The sequence below is a fragment of the Bacillus sp. AFS098217 genome (assembly GCF_002551815.1).
Taxonomy (GTDB): Bacteria; Bacillota; Bacilli; order Bacillales; family Bacillaceae_G; genus Bacillus_A.
Genome location: NZ_NVPR01000066.1, coordinates 1 through 22445 on the forward strand (window position 1 = coordinate 1; position 22445 = coordinate 22445).

Annotated in this window: 27 protein-coding genes and 1 pseudogene; 15 read left to right on the forward strand and 13 right to left on the reverse strand. The window is 36.2% G+C overall.

The window, feature by feature from the left end; translation table 11 throughout:
* Positions 1–885: thiol-activated cytolysin family protein (locus COO03_RS17900; RefSeq protein WP_176524443.1), on the forward strand; the 885-nt coding region annotated here is incomplete at its 5' end.
* Between the two features lie 203 nt (positions 886–1088).
* Here COO03_RS17900 and COO03_RS17905 read toward each other — a convergent pair.
* Genes COO03_RS17905 through COO03_RS17915 form a run of 3 tightly spaced genes read right to left on the reverse strand, consistent with a single transcriptional unit; the run spans position 1089 to position 2933 of the window.
* Positions 1089–1697 carry an ABC-2 transporter permease gene (locus COO03_RS17905; protein ID WP_097898453.1) on the reverse strand — a complete coding sequence of 203 codons (609 nt, stop codon included), beginning with the start codon at positions 1695–1697 and terminating at the stop codon, positions 1089–1091.
* Complete coding sequence (locus COO03_RS17910; RefSeq protein WP_097898454.1) at positions 1690–2556, reverse strand: ABC transporter ATP-binding protein; 867 nt, start codon at positions 2554–2556, stop codon at positions 1690–1692. Before COO03_RS17910 ends, COO03_RS17905 begins: the two co-directional genes overlap by 8 nt.
* Positions 2557–2561: 5 nt before the next feature.
* Entirely contained in the window at positions 2562–2933 is a 372-nt protein-coding gene (locus tag COO03_RS17915) for a GntR family transcriptional regulator (RefSeq protein WP_097898455.1), read from the reverse strand.
* Between the two features lie 339 nt (positions 2934–3272).
* Between COO03_RS17915 and COO03_RS17925 the strand changes: the two genes are divergently transcribed.
* The 4 genes from COO03_RS17925 to COO03_RS17940 all read left to right on the forward strand — a co-directional run bounded on the left by COO03_RS17925 (position 3273) and on the right by COO03_RS17940 (position 6148).
* A complete protein-coding gene (locus COO03_RS17925) occupies positions 3273–4664 on the forward strand; it encodes a bifunctional metallophosphatase/5'-nucleotidase (RefSeq protein ID WP_097898457.1) in 1392 nt (463 codons plus the stop codon).
* A gap of 67 nt (positions 4665–4731) precedes the next feature.
* On the forward strand, positions 4732–5034 hold the full coding sequence (locus COO03_RS17930) for a YunC family protein (RefSeq protein WP_097898458.1): 303 nt from the start codon (positions 4732–4734) through the stop codon (positions 5032–5034).
* A 55-nt stretch (positions 5035–5089) separates the two neighbouring features.
* A complete protein-coding gene (gene yunB, locus COO03_RS17935; RefSeq protein WP_097898459.1) occupies positions 5090–5827 on the forward strand; it encodes a sporulation protein YunB in 738 nt (245 codons plus the stop codon).
* Between the two features lie 39 nt (positions 5828–5866).
* Positions 5867–6148: a hypothetical protein gene (locus COO03_RS17940; protein WP_097898460.1), complete on the forward strand. Its 282-nt coding sequence runs from the start codon at positions 5867–5869 to the stop codon at positions 6146–6148.
* 27 nt (positions 6149–6175) lie between these two features.
* Here the strand turns inward: COO03_RS17940 and COO03_RS17945 are convergent, their stop codons facing one another.
* Positions 6176–7165 (reverse strand): M23 family metallopeptidase, encoded by a 990-nt coding sequence (locus tag COO03_RS17945; RefSeq protein ID WP_097898461.1) that lies wholly within the window; start codon positions 7163–7165, stop codon positions 6176–6178.
* A 188-nt stretch (positions 7166–7353) separates the two neighbouring features.
* On the opposite strand from COO03_RS17945, the gene lipA reads away from it, so the two are divergent.
* Positions 7354–8250 carry a lipoyl synthase gene (gene lipA / locus COO03_RS17950; RefSeq protein WP_097898462.1) on the forward strand — a complete coding sequence of 299 codons (897 nt, stop codon included), beginning with the start codon at positions 7354–7356 and terminating at the stop codon, positions 8248–8250.
* 21 nt (positions 8251–8271) lie between these two features.
* Here the strand turns inward: lipA and COO03_RS17955 are convergent, their stop codons facing one another.
* The 4 genes from COO03_RS17955 to COO03_RS17970 all read right to left on the reverse strand — a co-directional run bounded on the left by COO03_RS17955 (position 8272) and on the right by COO03_RS17970 (position 10988).
* Positions 8272–8748, reverse strand: coding sequence for a YbaK/EbsC family protein (locus COO03_RS17955; protein WP_097898463.1), 477 nt, complete (start codon positions 8746–8748; stop codon positions 8272–8274).
* Positions 8749–8767: 19 nt separating this feature from the next.
* A complete protein-coding gene (locus COO03_RS17960; RefSeq protein ID WP_097898489.1) occupies positions 8768–9478 on the reverse strand; it encodes a GNAT family N-acetyltransferase in 711 nt (236 codons plus the stop codon).
* A gap of 28 nt (positions 9479–9506) precedes the next feature.
* Positions 9507–10076, reverse strand: a complete 570-nt coding sequence (locus tag COO03_RS17965) for a histidine phosphatase family protein (protein ID WP_097898488.1) — start codon at positions 10074–10076, stop codon at positions 9507–9509.
* 90 nt (positions 10077–10166) lie between these two features.
* The gene (locus tag COO03_RS17970; RefSeq protein ID WP_097898464.1) at positions 10167–10988 is read right to left on the reverse strand and encodes a YhfC family intramembrane metalloprotease; all 822 of its coding nucleotides are present in this window, start codon (positions 10986–10988) and stop codon (positions 10167–10169) included.
* 251 nt (positions 10989–11239) lie between these two features.
* On the opposite strand from COO03_RS17970, the gene COO03_RS17975 reads away from it, so the two are divergent.
* Positions 11240–11965, forward strand: a complete 726-nt coding sequence (locus COO03_RS17975; RefSeq protein WP_097898465.1) for a MerR family transcriptional regulator — start codon at positions 11240–11242, stop codon at positions 11963–11965.
* 22 nt (positions 11966–11987) lie between these two features.
* Here the strand turns inward: COO03_RS17975 and COO03_RS17980 are convergent, their stop codons facing one another.
* A complete protein-coding gene (locus tag COO03_RS17980; protein ID WP_097898466.1) occupies positions 11988–12566 on the reverse strand; it encodes a YhcN/YlaJ family sporulation lipoprotein in 579 nt (192 codons plus the stop codon).
* Positions 12567–12684: 118 nt separating this feature from the next.
* Between COO03_RS17980 and COO03_RS17985 the strand changes: the two genes are divergently transcribed.
* Positions 12685–12987, forward strand: coding sequence for a YutD family protein (locus COO03_RS17985; RefSeq protein ID WP_141523122.1), 303 nt, complete (start codon positions 12685–12687; stop codon positions 12985–12987).
* A gap of 36 nt (positions 12988–13023) precedes the next feature.
* Here the strand turns inward: COO03_RS17985 and COO03_RS17990 are convergent.
* The 3 genes and pseudogenes from COO03_RS17990 to glpX form a co-directional block, all read right to left on the reverse strand.
* Positions 13024–13212, reverse strand: a pseudogene (locus COO03_RS17990) (S4 domain-containing protein); the annotation flags it as partial.
* 42 nt (positions 13213–13254) lie between these two features.
* A complete protein-coding gene (locus COO03_RS17995; protein ID WP_097898468.1) occupies positions 13255–13521 on the reverse strand; it encodes a DUF3055 domain-containing protein in 267 nt (88 codons plus the stop codon).
* Positions 13522–13537: 16 nt separating this feature from the next.
* The gene (glpX, locus tag COO03_RS18000; RefSeq protein WP_097898469.1) at positions 13538–14509 is read right to left on the reverse strand and encodes a class II fructose-bisphosphatase; all 972 of its coding nucleotides are present in this window, start codon (positions 14507–14509) and stop codon (positions 13538–13540) included.
* A gap of 148 nt (positions 14510–14657) precedes the next feature.
* On the opposite strand from glpX, the gene COO03_RS18005 reads away from it, so the two are divergent.
* The 7 genes from COO03_RS18005 (at position 14658) to COO03_RS18035 (ending at position 21720) form a co-directional block, all read left to right on the forward strand.
* Positions 14658–15098 carry a DUF86 domain-containing protein gene (locus tag COO03_RS18005; RefSeq protein ID WP_097898470.1) on the forward strand — a complete coding sequence of 147 codons (441 nt, stop codon included), beginning with the start codon at positions 14658–14660 and terminating at the stop codon, positions 15096–15098.
* A 78-nt stretch (positions 15099–15176) separates the two neighbouring features.
* Positions 15177–15809 (forward strand): helix-turn-helix transcriptional regulator, encoded by a 633-nt coding sequence (locus tag COO03_RS18010; RefSeq protein WP_097898471.1) that lies wholly within the window; start codon positions 15177–15179, stop codon positions 15807–15809.
* A gap of 100 nt (positions 15810–15909) precedes the next feature.
* Entirely contained in the window at positions 15910–16674 is a 765-nt protein-coding gene (locus COO03_RS18015) for a TIGR01457 family HAD-type hydrolase (protein ID WP_097898472.1), read from the forward strand.
* A gap of 133 nt (positions 16675–16807) precedes the next feature.
* Entirely contained in the window at positions 16808–17338 is a 531-nt protein-coding gene (locus COO03_RS18020; protein WP_097898473.1) for an iron ABC transporter substrate-binding protein, read from the forward strand.
* A gap of 135 nt (positions 17339–17473) precedes the next feature.
* Positions 17474–18028, forward strand: coding sequence for a hypothetical protein (locus COO03_RS18025; RefSeq protein ID WP_097898474.1), 555 nt, complete (start codon positions 17474–17476; stop codon positions 18026–18028).
* Positions 18029–18374: 346 nt separating this feature from the next.
* Complete coding sequence (locus tag COO03_RS18030; protein ID WP_097898475.1) at positions 18375–19163, forward strand: ABC transporter ATP-binding protein; 789 nt, start codon at positions 18375–18377, stop codon at positions 19161–19163.
* Positions 19147–21720: an FtsX-like permease family protein gene (locus tag COO03_RS18035; RefSeq protein WP_097898476.1), complete on the forward strand. Its 2574-nt coding sequence runs from the start codon at positions 19147–19149 to the stop codon at positions 21718–21720. Before COO03_RS18030 ends, COO03_RS18035 begins: the two co-directional genes overlap by 17 nt.
* Positions 21721–21760: 40 nt before the next feature.
* Here COO03_RS18035 and COO03_RS18040 read toward each other — a convergent pair whose 3' ends face one another.
* Complete coding sequence (locus COO03_RS18040; protein ID WP_097898477.1) at positions 21761–22429, reverse strand: vWA domain-containing protein; 669 nt, start codon at positions 22427–22429, stop codon at positions 21761–21763.
* Between the last annotated feature and the right edge of the window lie 16 nt (positions 22430–22445).

The following is a 22445-nucleotide window of genomic DNA, read 5'->3' on the forward strand; positions in this document are numbered from 1 at the left end:
CTGAACATTGACTTTAATGCAATTGCAAATGGAGAGAAAAAAGTGATGGTTGCGGCATATAAACAAATATTTTATACAGTAAGTGCAGAACAACCTAACAATCCATCAGACCTTTTTGATAATAGCGTTACGTTTGAAGAGTTAACTCGTAAAGGGGTAAGTAATACGGCTCCGCCTGTTATGGTGTCAAATGTAGCTTACGGCAGAACAATTTATGTAAAATTAGAAACAACTTCTAAGAGCAAAGATGTACAAGCTGCTTTTAAAGCCCTACTTAAGAATAACAGCGTTGAAACGAGTGGACAGTACAAAGATATTTTTGAAGACAGTACCTTTACCGCTGTAGTATTAGGTGGAGATGCAAAAGAGCATAACAAGGTTGTTACAAAAGATTTTGATGAAATCCGAAATATCATTAAAGATAATGCAGAATTAAGTCCTAAAAATCCAGCATATCCAGTTTCATATACTAGCACTTTCTTAAAAGATAATGCAGTTGCTGCTGTTCATAACAACACAGACTATATCGAGACTACATCTACAGAATATTCCAGTGCGAAAATGACGCTTGATCATTATGGTGCATATGTTGCTCAATTTGATGTATCTTGGGATGAATTCTCATATGATGAAAATGGAAATGAAGTACTATCCCATAAAACTTGGGAAGGGAATAACAAAGACAGAACTGCTCATTTCTCTACAGTCATATCACTTCCACCTAATTCAAAAAATATAAAAGTCTTAGCGAGAGAATGTACAGGTCTTGCATGGGAATGGTGGAGAACTGTTATTAATGAACAAAATGTTCCGTTAACAAATGAAATAAAAATTTGGATTAGCGGAACGACATTATACCCAACTTATAATATTAGTTATAATTAAAGGTGATGTATACGTTCGAAGCGCCCTGTTTACAGGGCGCTTTTTTTTCTGATTTTCCTTGAGCGAGAAATTATTTTTTTAAGCTTGTTAAATGATCGTGAATCTCGAAATATTGAAAAGATATGTTGAAATCTCACCGGATTTTGCTAATTTAACAAGGATAGCATGTTAAATTTTTGTTTTATAATACAGAAGATTTCGAATTAAAATGCTTTACGTTGATAAATGATTAATGATACTCCCCATGAAATCGTATAAGCACATATAATAATAATCGCAGCTATGGTATACAATGCAGGTACAGATAAGCTGAAAATAGCATCGGTAACTGTATTAAACTCTGTTGCAAGAAATTGTACCGCACCTGGACCAAAGAAAGTTAATACTAAAAATAAACTCATAATAATCAAAAATAGATGATCTTGTTTAAATTGATAAAATAGTGGAAATGTAAAGGCTGCAAATAGTAAAAATAATGCATTGCTCATTATAATATGCTCTACAGTAAATGACTTTTGAAAGATGATAAGCATTGCGCTTGTTATAGTAATTGCTAGCAACATGTAAACAATTGCTCCAATATAACGTGAAGCGACAATTTCCTTACGTGTATATGGTAAAGAATTTAATAAAATATTTGTTTCTGCCTTTGCATCGTAGGCATGCGTATTAACTGGAATCAAAATACTTGCAATCGTAAATATAAAAATAGGGTGGTGCTTGTTCATCACAATAAAAAAGATAATGAAGCCTAAATAAAAGAGCAATTGTTTCTTCTGTAAAATTAAATCGCGCTTGATTAAATTAAGCATGATGCCCTACTCCTTTCGAGTAATACATGATATCTTCTAATGAGGCGCGTTCAATCATAACCTCATTACCAAAAATTTGTTCAACTTCAGCTACATTGTTCGTTAATGCCTCAAAGCCAGTCGGTGCACGATGAATATTTATAAAGGCTTTTTCTGTATCGCGATCTAATAAATCCGCACTGCCTTTTACTAATGCATAGTTTTCTTCCACTTCATGAATTGACTGATTAAACATTAATTGTCCCTTTTTTAAAAAGGCAATAAAATCAGCGATGCGATCTAAATCCGTCGTAATATGTGTAGAGAAGAAAATGGTGCGATTGCCATCAAGCATTAATTCATGTAGTAAATTGAGTAACTCACGTCTAAATATTGGGTCTAAGCCTGCCGTTGGCTCATCCATAATAATCAACTCAGCATGATGTGATAGCGCAAGCGCTAATGAAGCCTTCATCTGCATACCTTTTGAAAAAGTTTTAATCGCTTTATTCATCGGCAGTTCAAATTGCTCTACATACCGCTTAAATATCGTTTCGTCCCAATTTTTATAAGCGGGTGCGACCATTCGCTTGATATCCTTTAGATTTAGGCCCTCATAAAATACGTTACTATCAAAGACAAAACCGATGCGCTCTTTAATTTCCTTTTCGTGCGATGCGTAGTCTAAGCCAAAAATTTTAATCTCACCTGCATCTGGCTTTAATAAGTTCATCATCATTTTAATGGTTGTCGACTTCCCAGCACCATTTGCGCCAATGAAGCCTGTTACAAATCCTTTTTTGATTTGTAAATTTAATTGCTCTATCGAAAAACCTTGAAATGTTTTGCTAACATTGTGTAGCTCTACTATATTCTCCATACATTTTACTCCTCATATAAAATAGTTAATAATTCTCGCAGTTCCGTTAAGGGTAGCCCAATTTCCTTACTATTAGCAACGACAGACAATAACTGTTCTTCAATAACTTTTAATTTTTTCTCACGTACGACATCTAAATTTTGTTCAGCAACAAAAGAGCCCTTACCTACAATCGAATAAATAAAGCCGGCTTTTTCTAACTCCTCATACGCGCGCTTTGTTGTGATAATACTGACTTGTAAATCCTTGGCGAGCTGGCGCATTGATGGGAGTGGCGAGCCCTCTTTTAAATTACCACTCAAAATTAGTGATTTTATTTGATTCGTAATTTGTTCGTAAATCGGCTCCTTAGAACTGTTTGAAATAATTATTTGCATGCAAATCCCTCTTAGTCTTTATATTGTATATATACTCTATATACAATATATATATATTGTATCAAAAGTGCAATGTTTTTTCAGAAAATTTTGTATGAGGGGTAATTAGATAAATAGGAATAACGAGAGATGGAACATATGAAGCAATTTGCGAAAAGGGAAATGTAAAAAAATCCATATAAAAAGGAGAAACTTTTGCTTTTTCTTTTAATGAGAGTACAATGTAAAATAGCAAGAAAAGACGAAAAGTATTTACAGGATTATTGCGCGCATGTAGCGTAAATGGCAGTAAGGAACTGAGAGGAGGTTTTTTCTCTGAATATAAATAAAGAAACAATTATTCACCTTTATCATACAAACGATATACATAGTCATTTTGAAAATTGGCCACAAATTTCTCGGTTTGTACTAGAGGAGAAAAAGCGAAGACAGGAAGCAGGAGAATCTGTTTTAACGTTAGATATTGGCGATCATGTGGATCGTTTTCATCGTATTACGGAAGCGACAAACGGACTAGGGAATACGAAGTTATTAAATGAAGCGTTATATGATTATGTAACGATTGGGAATAATGAAGGAATTACATTAGCGAAGGAGCATTTAAACCATTTATATGATAATGCCGGATTTGAGATACTCGTAGCTAACTTATTTGAAAAAGAAGGCGTACGTCCTACTTGGGCGAAGCCTTATAAACTTCATACAACTGCAGACGGGATTACGATAGCTTTAATCGGCTTAACAGTAGCTTATCCAGCGTTTTATAAAATGTTAGATTGGTATATTGAAGATCCGATGATGCATTTAGAATCCATTTTAGAAGAAGTAAAAGATAAAGCGCATATTACAGTTGTACTTTCTCATCTTGGGAAAAGTACGGATGAATATATGGCGGAGAATTATGATATAGATGTAATTTTAGGAGCGCATACCCATCACTTGTTTGAGCGCGGTGTTCTTGTGAATGGAACGCTGCTTTGCTGTTGCGAAAAGTGGGGACATTATGTTGGCCACGTTCAGCTTACTGTAGATAAAGAAACGAAGCAGTTGTTGAACAAGGATGGCAGGGCAATTAAAACAGAGCGTTTAAGTGCTTATGGTGAGCCATTATCCACAATTGCAATGTTACAAGAAGAAAGTAACTTGATTATGGCAGAGCCAGTTATTGATTTAAAAGAATCTTTACCAATTCATTGGTTTCAGGAGACCCAATTTTCCAGCATGTTAGCAGGGGCCCTAAAAAAATGGTGCAATGCGGAAATTGGAATGGTGAATGCGGGTGTATTGTTAGAAGGAATGGAAGAAGGAATTGTAACAAGAGGGGATATCCACCGAATTTGTCCACATCCAATTAATCCATGCGCATTAAAAGTGCCAGGGAAAACGTTACGAGAAGTTATTTTAAAAGCGAGCCGTCCACATATGGAGCAACTTGAAGTAAAAGGATTTGGTTTCCGCGGAAAAGTAATGGGTAAGATGATCTATGATGGCGTAGAAGTGATCCCAGATACGATTCCTGGAAATAAAATGTTACTTGAAGAGGTAATCATTAATGGGGAACCACTGGAGTTAAATCGCATATATACCGTGGGAACAATTGATATGTTTACATTCGGGTACTTATACCCAGAACTATCCACAATTTCTGAAAAGCAATATTATATGCCAGAATTATTGCGAGATGTGTTAACAGAGATGTTGATAACTTATACATCTTCAATCAAACTATAGGCTAGTTAACCTGTAACACTCATTTTTCTCTTTTCATAAAAATAAGAAAGAGGGGAGTGTGTGAACTATGGTTAACGTTGAACCTATTATCATTGAAAATAATACGTTTATAGCTGTTAGCGTAAAGCTTCCAAAAACAAATTTGCTGGCTGTTATGAGCGATAAAGGATATATTATGTGCGGGGCTTTAGATGTCGGCCTATTAAATGAGAAGTTAGGAGATCGAGGAATTATTGCTGGCCGCGCAGTTGGCGTAAGAACGATTGAGCAGCTTCTTGAAGCGCCGCTTGAATCGGTAACTACTGGAGCAGAGGCTTTAGGAATTCCAGTGGGAACAATTGGAAAAGATGCATTATTAAAAATGATATAAGCATATATCGTCCCTCTTTCTTGCATAGAAATGATATAAGAAGGAGGGTTTTCTTATGCGTACATTTCGTCCAAAAGCTTCGCGGTTTCGAAGGGGACCGCTGCCCTTTAGGCATGTATTACTCATTTCGTTTATTATCTTTTTACTGATGACAATACAAGGGCTATGGATTGTGAATAAAAGTATTCAGCCAACATTGATTAAGTATGGGGAAATGCAGACGCAGAAAATGGCGACGGTTGTGATGACGAAGGCGGTAAAGGATCGAATTAATGAAGGATTTGATGTAGATTCATTAATGAAAGTACAAAATGATAAGAATGGAAAAGTATCTACAATTGATTTAAATACGAAGCAAGTAAATGAGATTTTAACATCGACTACCACATACATAGAGAAATATTTGCATCAGGTGGAGAAGGGAGATATGCAAGCACTCGGTCTTTCCGAAGAGAGTGGCGTTTCAATGTCGGTGCCTCTTGGACGTATAACAGATAATGCGCTCCTTGGTAATTTAGGACCGGATATTCCGATTCATTTTACGACAATTGGCCATGTCGGTACGGATATTAAACAGAAGATTGAACCGCAAGGAATTAATAATACAGCCATTAAAATTATTATGGAAGTCGATGTAACCTTGCAAATTATTATTCCATTTCGGACAAAGGAAATTACGGTCAAGCAAAACATTCCAATTGCGACAAGAATTGTACAAGGCGAAGTGCCAGCTTATTATGGAAGTGGCGGGGTTGTTGTACCAGATAGTAATGGGAAGAAAAAGAATGAGTAAGGTATTCGTGTTACAAAAAAGAAAATGGGAGATGAGTTTATGGCTGTAAGTCAACCATTTCGTCGAAAGATGAATATAGCATCTATCTTTTGTAGTATTTTCGCGGTAGTTCTCTTTATAATCATGTCTAAATTTGATGTGCCGATTCTTGAAAGTCCTAATCGTTTTGCATCGTATAGTGGATATGTTTTTCCTTTCTTAGCAATTGTATTTGCGGTTTTTGGAATGAAACATTCATTAAATAAGTGGGCGTGGATTAGTTTTGTATGTAGTTTTCTTGTTCAACTTCTTTTCGTTATATTAATTATGGGCGGCGTATAAGAAAATAACCGTAGCAATCTGCTACGGTTATCGTTTTAAACTCGCACGTTCCTTTCGTTCCCACAAGCTTAAGTGCATATATGGATCAAAGGCCCATTCTGTATAGCCATTGTCTTTATATAATCCAAAGTGTAAGTGGGGAGGGAATTTACCAGCTGTGCCAGGAGGGCCATAGCCTGTGTTACCAACAAAACCAAGAAGTTTTCCTGGCTCTACAATTTGTCCAAGCTGTATTTCTTTTGAAAATCCACCTAAATGCGCGTAATAATGATAGTTATTATGAAGGTCACGAATCCCAATGCGCCATCCTCCGAGGCGATTCCAGCCCTTTGTTTCAATTATGCCGTAGCAAGTAGATCTTACTGGTACGCCGTGTCTTGCGAAAATGTCAGTTCCTTCATGGATTCGTCTGCCGCCAAAGCTCCTTCCAGCACCAAATGTACTACGGTAACTATGATCACTACGAATAGGAAGAGGAAAGGCATTTCCTTCTAAATTAATACGGCCGTAATGCTTATAGATTTGAGCATATTCAGTAATTAATTCAACTGTTTTTGCACGTCTATAATATTCCCAAAGCATAATTTTAATACGGTCTTCTGAAGTTCCTTGTTTCCTTATGATAGTTGTTGCCGTATGCAAAAGATCGCGGTCGTTATTTGCGTCTGCAAGCCCATCTTTATCGCCATCTAAACCAATTCCTCCGAAGAGAGAAATGGTATGGGGGAGAGTATCATTAGTAGAGCCATTAGCAGGACCCGACCATACTTCTGGCTTGAAATAAATCGAAATAATAGCGTCAGGTTTTTTCGGAATATCTCTTCTTACGCTCCGTATATTTCGTTCATATTGATCGATTGCAGCTAGGTAATACCATGGAATGCCTGAAGATTGCTCTGTTTCTTTATATAGTGTCATGCGCTTTTCGTATATGCTTTGCTGATTGTCTTCACCATATGCAATGCTTTGCTGAAGAAGAAAGAAAATCGCAAGCAATAGAGAAATTTTTCGAAGCATGAAATAAACTCCTTTCACAACATCACTCTCTTTAGTGTGGGATATACGAGGTATTTCATTATAGGGAACGATTGGAAAAAAACTTAGAATCTTCATTTGAGCAAATCGCTTTCATACGTTAGAATAGATATGTTACATTGAAAGAAGCGAACATGGTAAACTATTTCATATTGTGCGGAGTTGATAACATGACAAAACAAACAGAATATAAGCGCAAGCCCGAATGGTTGAAAATTAAGTTAAATACAAATGAAAACTATACAGGCTTAAAGAAAATGATGCGTTCTAAGCAGCTTCATACCGTTTGTGAAGAGGCAAAATGTCCGAACATTCACGAATGTTGGGCAGTAAGAAAAACAGCAACATTTATGATTTTAGGTGCGGTTTGTACACGTGCTTGTCGTTTTTGTGCGGTTAAAACAGGCTTACCAACAGAGCTTGATTTACAAGAGCCAGAACGCGTAGCAGATTCTGTAGTACAAATGGGCTTAAAACACGTTGTTATAACAGCGGTTGCACGTGATGATTTAAAAGATGGTGGAGCAGCTGTTTTTGCGGAAACAGTGCGCGCTGTTCGTCGTGAAAATCCATTTACGTCTATTGAAGTACTGCCATCTGATATGGGTGGAGTAGAAGAAAACCTAAAAATGTTAATGGATGCAAAACCGGATATTTTAAACCATAACATTGAAACAGTACGTCGATTATCTGACCGAGTTCGCGCGAGAGCAAAATATGATCGTTCATTAGAGTTCTTACGTCGTGCAAAAGAAATGCAGCCTGATATCCCAACTAAATCTAGCATTATGGTGGGACTAGGTGAAACAAGAGAAGATTTAATTGAAGCAATGGACGACTTACGTGCGAACAATGTGGATATTTTAACACTTGGACAATACTTACAACCATCTAAGAAACATTTACCAGTTATTAAATACTACACGCCAGCTGAATTTGCAGAGCTTAAAGAAATTGCACTTAGCAAAGGATTTAGCCACTGTGAAGCTGGTCCACTTGTTCGTTCTTCTTACCATGCAGATGAGCAAGTACGTTCTGCGAAAGAAAACACAGCAGAAGCAAAATAATAAGAAAAGAGAGCTGAATCATCAGCTCTCTTTTCTGTATTCTAAAACTGTATTTTGACATGTGGATAAAATCTTTTTCAATTCTTCTGTGGATAATTCAATTGTAAACTCTGGAACACCGGGTGAAATTAAAATTTTGTCATAGGAATAAACAGAACTATCCACAATAATAGTTACATCCTGTGAATAGCCAAAAGGAGCAACGCATCCAGGAATGCATCCAGTTTGTTCTCTTAGTTCATCTGGTGAGCAAAGGGATAAACGCTGTCCAGTCATTTCTTTCATCTCGTTTCTATCGAGACGAGTTCCCTCTAGTGTAAAGAACACGTAATAGGATCCAGATTTTGATTTTAAAAATAAACTTTTACTTGGAGCACCTTGCAAGCCAAGTCGTTCACGAACAACACGATCTGTTTCGTAATCGAGAACTGGTTCATGTTCAAATTTCTCGTAAGAAGCATTTGTTTTATGTAATAAAGAGATTACTTCTTCGTACATATTTTAGTGATACCCCTTTCTATATTTGTTGCAGTTTCATCATCATTTTTTCAAATTTTTTCGCACTTAAAATTTCGTGTGTTAAAAATTCTCCGTTATAAAAAGCTCCATATGTTGTAAAAGCACAAGGAGCTCGCCAAGCATCTTCTCGTGATGTCAACTGAATGGACTTGAAAGGGATGTTATATTGTTTGGTAATAGTAGTTAATTCTTCATGGATATAATAATCGGTATAGGGACATTGGCTCGTAAAATAGACAACTAGGCCATTTTGATATGGAACTTTCATATCTTTTGCACTGGTTGTAAATTGTGGTGTTGGTGCATTCGCATCGAACTTATACACAAGTAATTCAAAATAGGGTGGTGCGGTATCACAGACTTGAAAACCTTTATTTTTGAAGTAGTTCCCATCTGATAAATATGGCTGTTTTTTCTTGCTTGAAATAACCGCAATTCCGTGTTTTCCTTGTGCTTTAGATTCTTGGATACATTCGTCTAAAAGCCTAGCCCCGTAACCTTTTCCTTTAAAGCGGCCTGATACCCAAAAGCAGTTGATAAATGTATAGCCTGGGGCGGCGATAGGTACCCATGCGTACTCAGCTGGAATGTATTCAATAAACACCTTTCCTTTTACATCTAATTTTTTGAACACAAGTCCTTCTTTAAATCGATCTTTTAGCCATTCTTTCTTGAGCTGGACACCACGCCTAACTTTTTTGTCAGACATCGCGCAGCAAATATGTTCCTCTTCAATATTATCTAGTGTGACTATTTTCAACGGTATTCCCCCACAATCTGTGGATTGTTACTTGTTCTGCAATTGTAATTTCATACACATCGGGATTGCTTAAGCTTTTCCATTCTTGAAAGCCAATCCGATCATCAAAGTACTTTAAAATAAGCGCTAATAAATTTCCATGTGTGACAAGTAGTGTTACTTGATGTTCTTGCTCTAATACATTTTGAATAAGCGATGTAACACGGTTCATCGCTTGTTTAGTTGACTCTCCGCCTGAAAAGGCAATATCTATATTTGTAAAAGTATATTCTAGTTTTTGTAGCCAATCTTCCATTGGAGCATTGCTTAATATACGTTCTGTTAATCTTTCATCTTCTCTGATTGATAAATTGGCCTGTAATGAAAATGGTGCAATGGATTGAATAGCTCGGACAAAAGGGCTTGAAATAATGGAATCTATTTGTAGATTATTGTCTATGAGAAATTCAGCAAGGACAGATGCTTGCTTTTCTCCTGCAATCGTTAGTGCTGCGTCTCGCTCTTGTCCAGTTGCTGAGCAGTGCCGCATTACAATAAGTTTCTTCAACATTCATCCCTCATTTTTTCAAGTTGACGATATATACTTCGACAAAAGGAAGAAAAAGTCCTCTATTCAAAAAAGCTAAGCCACGCGGGCTTAGCTCTTTAATGGTTCCATTGTTAGTTTTTCTTTCATTTGTCGAATGAGAATGAACGCGCAAATTGTCAAAATAAATGTGATTCCCTCTGCGACAAATATATTGATAACGTGTTTTTGATAAAGAGCTGCAAAGAAGTCCACAAAGGCATGGAAAAGTACAGCATATGCAATAAAAATATATTTCTTATGTTTTACGCCGTATAATACAAGCATTGTGAAGGCAATTTGCAGGACAAGTGTCATGATTTTTTCTAAGCTACCAAGTAAGTATAGATACGAATGAGAATGAATGAGCGCATCTTGCACCTGACTCAGCTGAGGAGTTTGTTCAATCAGTTTTGCGAAACTACCGTTATTGATTGAAGTGGCAAATATAAGAGTTTGAAGCCCAGCTAAGCCTCCAACTAAGATAGATGCAATTCCGCCATGTCCAATTCCATATGCCAGTCCGTCTTTATATTCTTGATACTTTTTTAGTAGGAAAAAGAAGGCGATAAAGCGTCCTAATTCTTCAAAGATACCAGCAGTAAGTCCAACGTAAATTGCATAGAGAAATGGATTTTCTAATAGCTGAGAGGTTGTTGGATTTCCTAGCATAAATACATGAAAAGGTGTTTCGAGAATTTGTACAAATCCAATCCAGATAAGAACACCAATTCCAACTACTTTCCAGTTTATATGATATTTTTTTCGAAAATAAATACATGCAGCAATTGGAACCAGAACCGAGAGAACAAGTTGAATAATCATACTGGTAATTACAGTATTTGAAACCATACTTTCACCGCTTTCTAATATATGTACCTTTACATTATGCATGAATTTTCGAGAAATGTGGAGAGAAGAAGCTTTTTGATATAAAGTGAAACCTTAATCAGTGGTGCTCCACTACTGATTATTAGCTCTCATCAATCGGCATTTACGGGCAGTTTCTATCAAACCTAACTAGATTTCGAGGTGGTGTATGATTGCCCGTTAATGCGGGAGAAAAACATATCATTTAATCATTATTTTTTATTGACTCTTACGTTGCGTGATACTTTATTGTATGTATGAGGGAGGAGAAAAGCTTGACAATGAGGATAAAAGAAGTAGCAGATTTAGTTGGTATTAGTGTGCGCACACTGCATCATTACGATGAAATTGGGTTATTAACTCCAGACAAGACGACAGATTCTGGTTATCGTCTGTATTCCAATGAAAATCTGGAGAAGTTGCAGCAAATTTTATTTTTTAAAGAGCTTGGCTTCCCTTTAAAGAAGATTAAAGAAATTATCATGAGTCCTTCATTTGACCGAGAAGAAGCGCTTCAATTGCATCGGAAAATGTTAATTGAGAAGCGAGTTAGGCTTGATAAGGTGATTGCGACGATTGATAAGACAATCAAGCATACAAAAGGAGAGATTAAAATGACTAATAAAGAAAAATTTGAAGGTTTTGATTTTAGTCATAACCCATATGAGCAAGAAGCCCGTGCGCGATGGGGAGATGAAGCTATTGATAAAGCAGCAGCTGGCATGCCGAAAGAGAAGCAAGAGGAGTTTAATAGCATTTATCGAAAGCTTGCTAAGCTTCGAAATGGTGCGCCTGATTCTAAAGAAGCACAAGAAGCGATTCAAGAATGGTACGATTACTTGCAAAACTTCGGTCAATATTCATTAGAGGCATTTAAAGGATTAGGACAAATGTATGTTGCCGATGAACGTTTTACAAAAAATATTGACCAATTTGGAGAAGGATTGGCTAGGTTTATGTGTGATGCAATGGCAGTGTATGCAGATCGTAATAAAAAATAAGAAAGATGGANNTCCATCTTTCTTATTTTTTAATCATGTCATTTATTGTTGCGTTTTGACTATTATTTAAATGTGGATTTTTACCCATTTCACGTTTTAACATATCAATGCTTTGTGCATATTCTTTATCATTTAATGCACCCGACTGAAGTCCTTGAATTTGTGAAATCAATTTTTGGTCTGTTGATATATATGCTTTATAATAGCGAGGAACGATGGACAAGGCTGTTTTATATACTTGATCTGCTACAAGCTTAGGATCATTGGTTTTTGCTCGGTATACAACAAATACTTCATCATCGGTCACAAGTGTAGCAGCATTTGTGACGTCAGGGAGTTTTACAGTCATACTTGTAATCATTTCAGCTACCTTCTCACGGTTAATTGCGCCTACTTGGTTGTTAGATACTTCATTCTTTTGTTTAGAAGAGTATCCGACTCTTGTAAGCCTTGTGTTTGTATTTTCTGTATGATACATGTCATTTTTATTGGAAACAAGGACGCGGCTGCCTTCTTCGCGTTCCATTTCAGCTTTATTTGTCGAATAACAACCTGCAAATAAAGAAAGCGTGAGAAGAGAGAGTACCATTTGTTTTTTCAAGATGTGTCACCTCCTTCTCCATAGCATGTACTACTTTTCAATTTTTTGTATTTGAAATTGTTGGTTGTTATGCTTTGTGATACGATAAAAAGAAGAATGCTTAGAAAGGAAGTTAATGATGGAGCAAAAGCAGGAGATTCATGCTACGGTGAGCATTAATAATGTTCAGTACGAAGTAATTAAAGACTATCGTGACGGTTTTCGTGAAGAAGCATTTAAAGAGCGCTATGCAGAAATTTTAAATAAATATGATTATATCGTTGGTGACTGGGGGTACGATCAACTCAGATTACGCGGCTTTTTTGATGATAGTAACCAACGTGCGACATATGATACGAAAATTAGCACATTATCGGAGTACTTATACGAGTACTGCAATTTTGGTTGTGCACACTTTGTATTACGAAAAGTGAAGAAGTAAAAAGAAATCCTCTTACGNNCGTAAGAGGATTTCTTTTTAAAAGCAAATTGAAATAAGATCACCTTCAGAAAGTGCTGTATTGGGTTTCATCTTTTGTCCGTTCAACTGGATGTGTCCGTTCTTTATTTTGTCTACAATCGCGGTGCGGCTCCAATCTGAAATATATGTTGATAAAGCTTTGTCGATGCGATGAGAGCCAAAGACTGTTTCTAATACAATGGTTAAATGTAAAAAAACACCAGCTATCGCAATAGCTGGTGCATAAGATTAAATAAGTTCAAATAAGAATGAGCGCAGTTCTTCTGCGATTTCTTCAGAGACAGAAAAAGCATGCTCTAAGTAGCCGGGTTCGTTTAAATCGTCAGTGCCGATGATTGCAAATCTATTACGCTGCATATCGAGGACAATCGTTTTACCATAATGACGATCGGAGTATAAAAGCGCTAAATCGTGGCGCTCATTTTCCCCCATAAAACTAACGAAACGCGTTTTTGTAGCGACTGTATCGTCGTACAGAAAGAAACGTTCTTCCATATACATGGCTCCTTTTTTAAATATCTAAGTTTAAGTGAGGCTTATGGTCTAAATGGTGATGCGTTTTAATAAAGCGTACCGTTCTTGTTTTGTAGCGCATAACGATAGAATACGTTTCTGCTAAATCTCCGCCAAGGAATTTCACACCATCTAGTAGTTCACCAGCAGATACACCTGTTGCTGAGAAGATTGCATCGTCACCAGATACTAAGTCATCTAACATAAGAAGTTGACGAGGATCTTCTAATCCCATTTTACGGCAACGTTCTTCTTCTTCTTCATTCATTGGGACTAAGCGTGCTTGCATTTCGCCCTCAAGACATTTTAATGCCGCTGCAGAGATAACGCCTTCTGGAGCACCGCCAACACCAACGAATAAGTCAATACCTGTTCCTGGAAGAGCTGTTGCAATTGACGCACCAACATCGCCATCACCAAATAGTTTTACACGTGCACCTTTTGCACGTATACGGTCGATAATATCTTGATGACGTTCACGTTCTTGTATGATAACCGTTAAGTCACGAATTTTTTTGTTATTTGCTTCTGCTACAATTTCAATTGTTTTTTCAATTGGATCATCTAAGCTAATTTTACCAGCTGCTTTTGGACCAACCGCGATTTTTTCCATGTACATATCCGGAGCGTGAAGAAGGTTTCCTTTATCTGCGACTGCGATAACTGCCATTGCATTTGCAAGGCCTTTAGCAACAATGTTTGTACCTTCTAATGGGTCAACGGCGATATCCACTTCTGGACCGTTACCTGTTCCCAGTTTTTCACCAATATAGAGCATCGGTGCTTCATCAAGTTCTCCTTCACCAATTACAACAGTACCTGCCATGTTTACTGAATCAAACATATCACGCATAGCAGTAGTTGCTGCATCATCTGCTTCGTTTTTCTTTCCGCGGCCCATCCATTGTGCGGATGCTAAGGCTGCTGCTTCTGTTACACGGACAATTTCTAATGCGAGTTCACGTTCCAAGGTGACATTCCTCCAATTTCAAAAATCATACAAATATAACTATAACAAATTACAAGGAAAAGGTGAATTCGAAAAATTGTCGATTTTTTCAAAAGAAACGGTTACAATTAACATGTAAGTGCTTTTAATTTCCAGGTAGGTGACATTCATGTACTTTGTAGACAGAAAAAAAATAGAACAAATGTTAACATGTTTAGAACAAGTAGTAGATACATTTCAAGAGAAAAAGCAATATGAAACTGATTTTGAATATTACGCATTAGAGCGCATGTCGCATCTTATCATTGATTGCATATTAGATGTTGGTAATGCAATGATTGATGGATTTATTATGCGTGACCCAGGAAGTTATGAAGATATTATTGATATTTTAATGGATGAAAAAGTCATAAGTGAGGAAGAAGGAGAAGGAATAAAAGAAGTGATTCTTCTTCGAAAAATGCTTATGCAAGATTATATTCAAATGAATCATGAAGAATTATATGAAACGATTCAAAAACAAATTGCTGTGGTAGAAAAATACCCTGCGAATATTCGCCGTTATTTAGAAAAGGAATTAGGACCCGTATCTGCATTTGTAGCAGAATAAGTATATGGATAAAATCCCCAAAGCCTTTTGGGGATTTTATATTGTCCATGATAGCGGTTAAAAGGAGAAGGATGAGAAATGGGGGAAGCACGTACAACGAAAGACGAAATTGTACACCTTTTAAAAGTAGACGGAGAGCACACCGTTGCGGCACTAGCCGAATCACTGGGAATTACAGAGATGGCGGTACGTCGGCATTTAAGTAAGCTTGAGAAAGAACAGATTATTTCTTCCAAAATGGTAAGGCAGTATGTTGGAAGGCCTACATATTTATACGGACTAAGTCAAAAGGGAGAAGATACATTCCCGAAAGAGTATAAACAGTTCGCAGTAGATATGCTGGAAGATTTAGCTCATATTGGCGATGAAGAAGTGTTTCGTCAAGTGTTAAAAGCAAGAACGAAAAGAATGGAAGACCAGTTACAAAAACGGGTGAGTGGTCAAGATAACTTGGCATATAAAATGCAAGAAGTAGCTGCTATTCAAGAAAAAAATGGCTATATGGTACAAGTAATAAAAGAAGACGAACATTCTTTCATCTTAAAAAAGCAAAATTGTCCATTAATGGCTGTTGCAGAGAAATTTCCACAGCTTTGTGAAGATGAGAAAAATATGTATAAACGATTGTTTTCAGAAGCAGATGTAAACGTGTTAGCAAATATGTGTGATGGGAATTGCCATTGTTCGTATCGAATAAAAGAGAAAAAATGAACGTTATGGGACGCTTTAGGATAAAGCGTTTTTTTCTTTTGGAAAAAGGGTTAATATAAGAAGTGTATGAACGCCAGTATAAAAAGGAGAGACAAGATAGATGTATAAAGGCTATTTAATCGACTTAGACGGTACAATGTATCGCGGCGAAGAACAAATTGAAGAGGCAAGCGACTTTGTGAAAGCACTGCAAGAACGCGGTATCCCGTATTTATTTGTAACAAATAACTCAACGCGTAAACCAGAGCAAGTTGCTGAAAAACTTGTTCGTTTCGATATTCCAGCTAAGCCAGAGCAAGTATTTACAACGAGCATGGCAACGGCGAACTTTATTTATGAGCGTAAACAAGATGCAACTGTGTATATGATTGGTGAAGAAGGATTGCATGAAGCGCTTGTGGACAAAGGGTTTGAACTTGTGGATGAAAATCCTGACTTTGTCGTTGTTGGATTAGATCGTGAAGTTACATATGAAAAGCTAGCGAAAGCATGCCTTGCAGTACGTAATGGCGCAACTTTTATTTCAACAAATGGAGACATTGCGATTCCAACTGAGCGTGGTTTACTACCTGGGAACGGTTCACTAACATCGGTTGTAACGATATCCACAGGTGTAGACCCAATCTTCATTGGTAAACCAGAATCCATTATTATGGAACAAGCGCTAAAGGTACTTGGTATAAAGAAAGAGGAAGCGCTAATGGTTGGGGATAACTATGATACTGACATTTTAGCGGGGATCAATGCAGGTATGCACACGCTACTTGTCCACACTGGAGTCACAACTGTGGAGAAGTTAACGGAATATGAAGTACAACCAACAAGGGTTGTGCATAACTTGACGGAGTGGATTGAGAATATGTAATAAGGGGCAGGCAATCGTCTAGGTTGCCTGTTTTTTTATGCATAATTGCATATTTTGTATGTGGATAAAAAAGGTAAAATTAATTTATCAGTATATATTATATAAGTATAGAGTAGAGATTGGAGGCCGAGAAATGTATGTGATGTCATGCATTACCTTTGTTTTAACATTATGCATTTTGGCTTTCGTACTATGGAAAATATACAAGATAAATAGTATGAAAAAGAAAATAGGACAACTTATTGCAGCGTATCCTCGTGTGAAGCGGCGCTGGCTTGCGTTAATTGGACCAGCATATTTCATAGGACAACTTATTTTTACATATATTCAATACATAAATGGAGATATCAATAGCTTTGAGAAATTTTTAATTAAAGCAGGAATTTATACTGTAACAAGTTGTTTTATGATTCTGTTAGTCATCCACCTTACTAAAAAAGTAGAAGTATATGAAAAGGGAGTTGTTGATGGATTAAACTTTTATTCATATGCAGAGTTAAAAGGATATAAAACATCCACATGGGAAAATCCAAAGGAAAATATTTTCCTATATCGTGGACAAGAAAAAATGAATGACAATGTAAACCTACTCATTAGACAAGAAGATATGAGTGAGCTAGAAAGTATTCTACAAAGATATATTCCCAAGCTTATAATGAAATGAAAACTCACCTTATGAAGGTGGGTTTTTCATTAAAATACGCGATATGATTCCAATTTTAAATCACTCCTTTTATTGTATAATTGCACATTTTGTAAATTTTGGTAAAATATAAAATGGATATAAGGAGATGAAGCAATGGAAAAATTTATTCTTACAATTATCTTATGTATAGTACTTCTTGGTATATTTATGATGCTCCGAATCATGATCCAATTCAATAAAAGAAAAAGTGAACTGGGAGCAAAAGTTTCTTCATATTATCCTAAGTTAGGGCCATTATTTTTGAGGGCAGGTTCCTTCATATTTGCTAGTTACTTTTTTGGAGGTGCATGTATTCGGTTATTTTCTCGCTATCATGAAGTAGATCATGTACTGTTTATAATAAAAGCAGCAAATTATATAGGTATCATTCTTTTAAGTGTTATCATTACGGTACAATCTTTTAGAAAAACAGAAGTCTATGAAAAAGGGATTATTATAGATTCAAGATGTTATTCTTATGCTGATTTAAAAGGGTATAGTATTCTTCATTCTCAGTATGACGCAGATAGAATCTTTCTTCAGGAAAAGCCAGAAAAAGAGATAGAAATTAGCTCCTCTATTCAAACGAAAGATATAGCCTTATTTGAGGAAGATATTAAACAATTTGTTCCGAGTGTAAATCTTAAAGTGTCTAAGTATATGTTTTAAATAAGAGACTCCACCTTCGCAGAAGGTGGAGTCTCTTATTTAAATACACAATTCACAACCCCTTGCACTTCTTCAAGATATTGCGTGATGGAAGATTTGTGGATGAGGCTGTGCATAAACGATTATATGTTTCATGTTTGTTCCTTCCATTTGTGGATATGTGGATAGTTTGTTCTCCTTTTCAAATAAAGTATTTTTGAAACTATTTCCGTTACTGCTATGTTTGTAATCAAATCATTTGTCTCCTGTAATTACAAAAAGATGAAAAAAATAGTTTATATTACAAATAAATACAAACTATTATAGAATATATAGATGGATAAATAGAAAAAGAAGGGGATATGAAATGAATATTATTGAAATTGAAGGGTTAGAAAAATCATTTGATCTTGGTGATAGTAAAACAAAGATATTAAAAGGAATTCATCTTCAAATTCAAAAAGGAGATTTCGTTTGTATTATGGGAGCAAGTGGATCGGGGAAAACCACTCTTTTACAGCTACTTGGAGGATTGGATATTCCAACAGCGGGAAGCATTCGAGTAGATGGGACAGAAATTTCATCATTAAAAGAAAAAGAACTTGCATTGTTTCGAAGGCATCAAATTGGTTTTATTTTTCAGCAGTTTAATTTAATACCAGTATTTAACGCAGAAGAAAATGTGGGATTACCGTTACTGTTAGATAATGTTCCGCAAAAAAAAGCAACGATAACAGCGAAGCGGTTATTAGAGCTTGTTGGTTTAAAGGGAAAAGAGCAACATTTACCGTCGCAGTTATCTGGCGGGCAGCAACAGCGAATTGCAATTGCAAGGGCATTTGCGAATGAACCAGCTATTATATTAGCAGATGAGCCAACCGGGGCATTAGATTCTGAAAATAGCAAAAATATTATTGCGGTACTTAGAAATGCTTGTGATGAATTAGGACAAACAGCAGTTGTTGTAACACACGATTCGTTTGTAGCAGCTCATGCGGATAAAGTTATTTTTTTATTAGATGGTGAAGTGATTCATGAACATGTTGAAAACAAAGGCTGGAAATTCCGTCATATTCCGCAGCAAGTGACCAAAATTCAAGAGATTATGAATAGGCACTTTAAGGTAGGTGATAAGAGCGATGTTTTGGACAATTAAATATGCGTTAAAATCTATTAAACAAAATTGGCTAAGAAACATGTTAATTGCTCTTGGGGCTGCCTTAGGTGTTATGCTAGCAACGATGCTATTACTTGGGAATCAATCTGTGGAACAAAGCGTGAAAGAACAAGTTGTGAGTCGTTACGGTGATTATAATTTGCAATTTGGTTATAGAAAAAATGATGTGTACTTACATAATGACCAATTAAAAGAACTGAATAGTCTTGAAAATGCTGAGAAAATATCAAAAGTACTTATACCTTATCCGTTACCAAATGATAAAGCGCTTACTGGTAAACCATCGTATTGGGGTGTTGAACAAGATTCTCCCGATATGGATTCTTATAAAATTAAAGAAGGGCGATATCCGAAAGAAGGAGCGGAAGTAGCACTTACAAAGGGATATGCGGATCGAGAAAATATAAAAGTAGGAGATATGATTAGCCTGCCATTCCCCCCACACGGTGAAAAGGCTGTTAAAGTTGTAGGGATTTTGAATCCGCCATTGATGGCAGCAATGGGACATAGCGCATATTTCCCGATTACTTGGATGCAAAAGGAATTAAATTTACCAAATCAATTTAATCTTGTTCAAGTGAAAACATCTGATGTCAATATGAAGAGAATGATTGCGAGTGAGGTAAATAAGAAGCTTGAAAATATAAAAATAGATCAGCGTACATATGTAGATAAAGCATTTGAAAGATTGAATGTGATGAAACCATTAATTTTTAGCTTAGGTGGCATTTCTCTATTTGTTGTAGCGCTTTTGATTATGGGCAGTTTCTTTTTATCGGTAAGAAGTCGCTTTAAACAGTGGGCTTTATTACGTGCGCTTGGTAGTAATCCAAACCAAGTCATTCTCGTCGTTTTATTCGAAGCGATATGTATTGGAACGATCGGCTCGCTCGTAGGAGTTGTTCTTGGGGCTAGTACACATCAGTTCGCCGCTTCTTTTATTAACAAATGGGTGAATGTAGAGAGTACAGGGCAAGAATCATTTTCTATTTCAGGTGAGATTTTACTAATTACGTTTTTACTAGGCATTATGATGTCTGTAATAGGCGCAATCATACCAGCGTTTATGGTAAGGAAAATCCCTCCTGTTGAAGCGTTAAGACCAGGGCTTCCGAGCAATCAAAAGAAAGAACGGAAATGGAGTATCTTCAGTCTTATTATTTTAATAGTGGGTGCAATAATTGGCTTAAGCGGTGCAGTCGCTGAGAAGTACATTGGTTTTAACCCAGGTGCAGCTGGCGCGATTTTGTTTGCAATTGGTTTGTTATTTACAATTCCATTATGTATTCGTGTTATTACACCGGTTATCGCTAAACCATTTCAAATGATATTTCGTATTGAGACAACGATTAGTGGCCGAAATGTTATTCGGTACCGTAAAAAGGCGGCTGTGTCAGTTGCAATCTTAGCGTTTGGATTTATGTTATCGCTAGTTGGAACAATGTATGTAAATGCGATGTATGAAGGAATGAAACAAGGATTACAAAGGAATTTACCAGCGGATTTAGTCATTCGTGTTCCGATGGAATCAACAGGGATTGAAAGTCTACCTTTTAATTGGTTAGAAAAGATACAAAAAGTTGAAGGGATAAAAGAAATTGTTGGAATCGCTCCTGATTTTACATCCAAACTCGTAAATTATGATTTTAAGAAGGCAGATGAAGAATGGTACGAGTTTGTGAAGCAAAATAAATTTGATTATGAAGCAATGGAAGTTGTCGGTACCGATATAACTGCGTTTCAAAAAGTGACTAAGATGAAAGTTGTTTCTGGGCAAAGCTTGAGTACGCCATTAAAAGATGGAGAAGGAGTCATTACAAAAGATACAGCAAAAAATTTAGGGGTTAAATTACATGACACAATCGAAGTACAGGGAAAAGGGAAAGAAAAACAGCAAATTCAAGTCGTTTCTATTATAGAGAAAGACTTACGACTTCGAGGATCTTACGTCTTTGTAAATGAACAATGGGCGCGAAATATGTTTCAAGTAAAAGGCTATGAATCGATTCAAATTATGGCAGATTCTAAGGTACCTTTTGAAACAATTAAGAAGCAAGTGAAACAGATAACAAATGGGAAAGACAATGTAGAGGTTATTAATAGTTATGATTTGTTAAAAGAGCAAGAACAGTTACTATCCCAAATGGTGATGTTAATTCGTTTATTAGTAGTAATCATCTTTGTTATTTCAGGTATTGGATTAATGAATGCCATTGTGGCAAGTTTACATGAAAGACGCGCTGAAATTAGTATGATTCGTGCCGTAGGAGCTAATCCTAAGCAAATGCGAAGAATTGTATGGTTAGAAGGAACACTGCTAGGTGCAATAGCCGGATGTATAGGAATTGGAGGCGGTATAATTTTCAGCTATATCGTTTTATCAAATTTAGAATTAACCGTTATTACAATTCCGTATAATCAAGTTCTATTACTAGCAGTAGCAAGTGTTATACTTGGGACAAGTGCAGCAATGATTGCTTCATTCCAGTTAAGGAAATTTAAACTAAGTGATACGCTTAAAGAATTATCAGCGTAAGAAAGACCGCTTTTAAAGCGGTCTTTTTTTACTAATATGTTTACAGTAGGACTCGTTTTTCTTGTGCTTCTTTTATCCACATTGGGAACTCACTTAATAAATTGTTATATAATGTTTCGTCTGTTGTTTTTTCAATATCCCGAATGTAGAAAAAGTTAGCATTATCGATGAAACGCCCATCCATTTCATCAAGTTTTCTTAATACATCAAATTTGCCATCACCAATACCGACAAATTGCCAGAAAATCGGTTGGTTAGAAGAAGATACAACTGGTTTTTGAATTCCTTTTTTACAGCCGCCATCGTTAATGAAAATAACAAAGGCCGGCTCTTCGCTTTTTTCTTCAACTGTATATTTTTTAATGATATCTTCCATCACTTGTGGCTCATCATTTCGGCCAAATTTATGAATAGAAGAGTTGTTTAAAATATGGTTCTTTACATAATTAGCAAAGTCTTTTTCAGTAACAGCTGGCAATCTAGAAAACTCATTATCATATACCCAAATATCTAACGAGCCGTCGTCATCAAATTGACTTGCAACTGCGAGAATACGTTCGACAACATCTTGTACAGTGCCGTTCTTATATAATGTTCGCATTGAACCAGAAATATCTAATACGAGTGCGACTTTTGCAACGACGCCTGTTAATTTCTTTTTCTCTAATACAACTCGTACTGCTTCTTTTCTTAATGTAATTGTTCCCATTTTAAATCACTCCTGT

Bases quoted from the DNA above. Each gene is read 5' to 3' on its own strand.
- COO03_RS17905 (WP_097898453.1), bottom strand. From the start codon at position 1,697: ATGCTTAATTTAATCAAGCGCGATTTAATTTTACAGAAGAAACAATTG.
- COO03_RS17910 (WP_097898454.1), bottom strand. From the start codon at position 2,556: ATGGAGAATATAGTAGAGCTACACAATGTTAGCAAAACATTTCAAGGT.
- COO03_RS17915 (WP_097898455.1), bottom strand. From the start codon at position 2,933: ATGCAAATAATTATTTCAAACAGTTCTAAGGAGCCGATTTACGAACAA.
- COO03_RS17930 (WP_097898458.1), top strand. From the start codon at position 4,732: ATGGTTAACGTTGAACCTATTATCATTGAAAATAATACGTTTATAGCT.
- yunB (WP_097898459.1), top strand. From the start codon at position 5,090: ATGCGTACATTTCGTCCAAAAGCTTCGCGGTTTCGAAGGGGACCGCTG.
- COO03_RS17940 (WP_097898460.1), top strand. From the start codon at position 5,867: ATGGCTGTAAGTCAACCATTTCGTCGAAAGATGAATATAGCATCTATC.
- COO03_RS17945 (WP_097898461.1), bottom strand. From the start codon at position 7,165: ATGCTTCGAAAAATTTCTCTATTGCTTGCGATTTTCTTTCTTCTTCAG.
- lipA (WP_097898462.1), top strand. From the start codon at position 7,354: ATGACAAAACAAACAGAATATAAGCGCAAGCCCGAATGGTTGAAAATT.
- COO03_RS17955 (WP_097898463.1), bottom strand. From the start codon at position 8,748: ATGTACGAAGAAGTAATCTCTTTATTACATAAAACAAATGCTTCTTAC.
- COO03_RS17960 (WP_097898489.1), bottom strand. From the start codon at position 9,478: ATGTCTGACAAAAAAGTTAGGCGTGGTGTCCAGCTCAAGAAAGAATGG.
- COO03_RS17970 (WP_097898464.1), bottom strand. From the start codon at position 10,988: ATGCATAATGTAAAGGTACATATATTAGAAAGCGGTGAAAGTATGGTT.
- COO03_RS17985 (WP_141523122.1), top strand. From the start codon at position 12,685: ATGGAGCAAAAGCAGGAGATTCATGCTACGGTGAGCATTAATAATGTT.
- COO03_RS17995 (WP_097898468.1), bottom strand. From the start codon at position 13,521: ATGGAAGAACGTTTCTTTCTGTACGACGATACAGTCGCTACAAAAACG.
- COO03_RS18005 (WP_097898470.1), top strand. From the start codon at position 14,658: ATGTACTTTGTAGACAGAAAAAAAATAGAACAAATGTTAACATGTTTA.
- COO03_RS18010 (WP_097898471.1), top strand. From the start codon at position 15,177: ATGGGGGAAGCACGTACAACGAAAGACGAAATTGTACACCTTTTAAAA.
- COO03_RS18015 (WP_097898472.1), top strand. From the start codon at position 15,910: ATGTATAAAGGCTATTTAATCGACTTAGACGGTACAATGTATCGCGGC.
- COO03_RS18020 (WP_097898473.1), top strand. From the start codon at position 16,808: ATGTATGTGATGTCATGCATTACCTTTGTTTTAACATTATGCATTTTG.
- COO03_RS18025 (WP_097898474.1), top strand. From the start codon at position 17,474: ATGGAAAAATTTATTCTTACAATTATCTTATGTATAGTACTTCTTGGT.
- COO03_RS18030 (WP_097898475.1), top strand. From the start codon at position 18,375: ATGAATATTATTGAAATTGAAGGGTTAGAAAAATCATTTGATCTTGGT.
- COO03_RS18035 (WP_097898476.1), top strand. From the start codon at position 19,147: ATGTTTTGGACAATTAAATATGCGTTAAAATCTATTAAACAAAATTGG.
- COO03_RS18040 (WP_097898477.1), bottom strand. From the start codon at position 22,429: ATGGGAACAATTACATTAAGAAAAGAAGCAGTACGAGTTGTATTAGAG.